Raw genomic sequence first — 3,888 nt, 5'->3', positions numbered from 1 at the left:
CGTGGAGGGCGAGCGCTCGCTCGCCGAGGCCCGGGGCCTGGCGACGTCGGACCCGGTCGCGGCGCTCGCCGCCGCGGACCGCGCGGAGCACGAGATCGCGCGCGCCCGGCGGGCCGCGCAGGACGACGTCGACGCGGACCGACGTCGCCTCGAGTACCAGCCCTCGGGCGTGTCCGAGTACCGCTGGCGCTCCGACGACGACGACAGCAGCTGGGGCGGCGGCAGCGGCTGGGGCGGGAGCGGGAGCAGCGGCTGGTCGTGGGGCGGGTCCTCGCGCAGCAGCAGCTGGTCCGGCGGCTCCTCCCGGCGCTCGAGCTCGAGCCGCCGGTCGAGCTCGGGCCGCAGCAGCTCGAGCCGCAGCAGCTCCAGCCGCCGGTCGAGCTCGAGCAAGCGCAGCTCGAGCTCGCGCCGCCGCGGCGGTGGCGGCCGCTTCTGAGGCGCCTGCCCCCGACGCGTCAGGGGCGTGGGGGGGTGGACTCGCGCAGGACGACGGTGCCGCCGACGTGGATGAGGCGCGGCTCGGCCGAGGGGGCGGCGAGGGCGAGCTCGGTCGCGGCGATGCCGACGTCGACCAGCGGGACGCGCACCGTGCTCAGCGCGGGGGTGATGTCGCGCAGCGTGACGATGTCGTCGAAGCCGGCGACGGCGACGTCGTCGGGCACGCGGACGCCCGCCTCGCGGGCGGCGGCCATGGCGCCCACGGCCATGACGTCGTTGACCGCGAAGACCACCTGGACCGGCGGGCCGGAGCGCAGCAGCGTGCGCATGGCCTCGTAGCCGCCGTCCCGCGTGAACGCGGACGCGAGGACCGCGCCGTCGCCGGGCGCCGCGCCGAGCTCGGTGAGGACCTCGACGAAGCCCTCCAGCCGGTCGCGGGCGGTGAGGTGGTCGGCAGGTCCGGCGAGCACACCGAAGTGCCGGTACCCGCGCCCGTGCAGCGCGCGCGCGAGGTCCCCGGCGCCGCTGCGGTTGTCGATGACGACGGTGTCGACGTCGAGCAGGGGCTGCCCGACGAGCGTGACCGTGCCGCCCGAGCGCTGGAACCCGGCGAGCGCCGTGCGCATGGCCTCGTTGACCTCGTCGTCGTCCCGACGGCCCCCGGCGACGACGATGGCGCGCGCGCGCTGGCGCGTGAGGAGCTCGACGATCGCCGGCTCGCGCGCCGGGTCGTGCTGCGTGCTGGCGAGGGTCATCGTCAGACCCTCGCGCTCGGCCGCGAGGCCGACGCCCGCGGCGATCGAGGAGAAGTACGGGTCCGCGATGTCGTGGACGATCAGCCCCAGCGAGGTGGTGCGGCCCCGCGCCATGGCCTGCGCGTTCGCGTCGGGCGAGTAGCGCAGCCGCTCGGCGGTCTCGAGGACCCGCTGCCGCAGGTCCTCGCGCACCGTCCGGTTCGCGCTGCCGTTGATCGCCCGGGACGCGGTCGCGAGGGACACGCCGGCCTCACGCGCCACCTGGCTGAGGGTGACGGGTCCCGACGTGTTGGTGGCCACGTTCCCAGCGTAGGGGCTGCCCACCGAGCGCGGGCCGCCCGCTCAGACGGCGGCGTCCGGCTCTCCGCCCGCGGCCCCGGCCGAGAGGCGGGCGACGTGCCGCCGCCCGCGCCACTGCAGCAGCAGCCCGCCGACCAGCGCCGACGTGAGCGACCCGATGAGGATGGCCGCCTTGACGTTCTCGCTGTGCGGGGAGTCCGCGCTGAACGAGAGCTCGCCGATCAGCAGCGACACCGTGAAGCCGACGCCGGCCACCACGCTCACCGCCGCCAGGTCCGGCCATCGGACGCTCGCGTCGAGGTTCGCCTGGGTGAACTTCACCAGCAGGAACGTCGCCGTCAGGATGCCGAGCGGCTTGCCCACCACCAGGCCCAGGGCGACGCCCTGCGCGGCGGGGTCCGCGACCGCGTCCGCCAGCGCGGCGGGGCTCATGCTGACGCCGGCGGCGAAGAGCGCGAACACGGGGACGGCGAGGCCGGCCGAGACCGGGCGCCACACGTGCTCGAGCCGCTCGGCCCGGCTCTCGCGCTCGCCGGCGCGGGCCAGCGCCGGCACGGTGAACCCGAGGATCACGCCCGCGATCGTCGCGTGCACGCCGGACATGTGCATGAACGCCCACGCCACCACGGCCAGCGGGATGAGGATCCAGGCGGTCGTCTTGCGGCGCACGAGCACGCCGAAGAGGACGATGGCGGCGAGCGACGCGGCCAGCCACACGAGCGCGAGGCCCTCGGCGTAGAACACCGCGATGACGACGATGCCCAGCAGGTCGTCGACGACGGCGAGCGTGAGCAGGAAGGCGCGCAGCGCGGGCGGGAGCCGCTTGCCGAACACCGCGAGCACGGCGACGGCGAACGCGATGTCGGTCGCGACGGGGATCGCCCAGCCGTCGAGCGAGCCGCCGGCGGACAGGCTGTTGACCAGCACGTAGAGGGCCGCGGGCGCCGCCATGCCGCCGACCGCGGCGAGGATCGGGACGATCGCGGTCGAGGGGCGGCGCAGCTGGCCGTCGACCATCTCGCGCTTGAGCTCGAGGCCCACGACGAAGAAGAAGATCGCGAGCAGCCCGTCCGTGGCCCACTCGGCGACCGTGAGGTCGAGGTGCAGGGCCGCGGGGCCGACGACGGCCGAGCCCAGCGCCTCGTAGGCGTCCCGCCACGGCGAGTTCGCCCACACGAGCGCGACGACGGCGCCCGCGAGCAGCAGGATGGCGCCGGCGTTCTCGGCGCGCAGCGTGTCCGCGAGGTTGCGCAGGGAGCCGGGGGTCGGGGTGCCCAGCACGGGCGGGCGGCGGTCGGTCATGGCTGTCCTCGGGTCGTTTCGGGACGGGTCCGACGGCCTCGCCTCGGCCCGTCGGCGACGACCGTAACCGACGTCGGGGCGCTGTCCGACGCCCCGACGTCCCGCGTCCGAGGTGCCCCGGCGCTGGTACTCGCGCACCCGCGCGACGCGCGCGGAAGGAGAGTGCGCACCGCTGCGACGGCGCGGCGCGAATACCTCACAGACGCGTCCGGGACTCGACCCACGCCTGCACGACGGAGGTGTCCAGGTCCCCGAGCCCGGCGTCGGTCACGCCCCGGAAGACCTCGAGCAGCAGCTCGGTCTGCGCGGTGGCGGTCCCGCTGCGCTGCGCCTCGTCGAGCGCGAAGCCGAGGTCCTTGACCATGAACTTCGCCGGCCCGGACGGGCTGTGGTCGTGCGTCGCGAAGCGGTGCTTCTTGACCTCCAGCAGGCGGCTCGCGGCGTACCCGCCGCCGAGCAGGTCGAGCATCGCGCCGACGTCGAGCCCGGCGCGCTCGGCGACGACGGCCGCCTCGGCGAGCGCGGTCACCGTGGCGGCGACGATCATCTGGTTGCACGCCTTGGCGACCTGACCGGCGCCGAGCGGACCCAGGTGGACCGCCGTGCCCGTCGCGGCGAGCACCGGCATCGCGCGCGCCACGTCGTGGGGCGCGCCGCCCACCATGACCGACAGCGTGCCCGCCTCGGCGCCCTCCTGGCCGCCGCTCACCGGTGCGTCGACGAGGCTCACGAGCCCGTCCGTGCGCTCGCGGAGCGTCGCGCCGAGCTCGCGCACGCCCGTCGGTGACGCGGTGGACCCGACGACCACGACCAGCGGTCCGCGCACCCCCGCGAGCAGCCCGTCGGGGCCGTCGAGCACGGCGAGCACGTCCGGCAGGTCGGGGACCATGAGCACGACGACGTCCACGTGCGCGGCGAGCTCACGGGGCGTGGCGTGCCAGGCGGCGCCCGCGTCGACCAGGGGCGCGGCCGACGCCGGGCGGCGGGCGGTGACGTGCAGGGGCAGCCCGGCCTCGAGCACGTGGCGGGCCATGGGCGCCCCCATGACGCCCAGGCCGACCACGCCCGCGCGGGGTGCGGTGCTCACCGGGCG

General features: G+C 76.3%; 4 protein-coding genes. All 4 read right to left on the bottom strand.

What is annotated here, in order from left to right; genetic code table 11:
• On the bottom strand, positions 1 to 390 hold a 390-nt coding region (locus IDM29_RS15515), incomplete at its 3' end, for a hypothetical protein (protein WP_223148398.1).
• A gap of 65 nt (positions 391 to 455) precedes the next feature.
• Positions 456 to 1,493, bottom strand: a complete 1,038-nt coding sequence (locus IDM29_RS15510; protein WP_182112185.1) for a LacI family DNA-binding transcriptional regulator — start codon at positions 1,491 to 1,493, stop codon at positions 456 to 458.
• Positions 1,494 to 1,535: 42 nt separating this feature from the next.
• On the bottom strand, positions 1,536 to 2,795 hold the full coding sequence (nhaA, locus tag IDM29_RS15505; protein ID WP_188037749.1) for a Na+/H+ antiporter NhaA: 1,260 nt from the start codon (positions 2,793 to 2,795) through the stop codon (positions 1,536 to 1,538).
• A gap of 196 nt (positions 2,796 to 2,991) precedes the next feature.
• Positions 2,992 to 3,888, bottom strand: an 897-nt coding sequence (locus tag IDM29_RS15500) for an NAD(P)-dependent oxidoreductase (RefSeq protein ID WP_255500335.1), incomplete at its 5' end; no start/stop codon positions are given.

Source organism: Actinotalea sp. JY-7885 (assembly GCF_014525465.1).
GTDB lineage: Bacteria > Actinomycetota > Actinomycetes > Actinomycetales > Cellulomonadaceae > Actinotalea.
The sequence above is the reverse complement of the archived record's forward strand: the minus strand, read 5'-3'. Positions and strand labels throughout refer to the sequence as shown.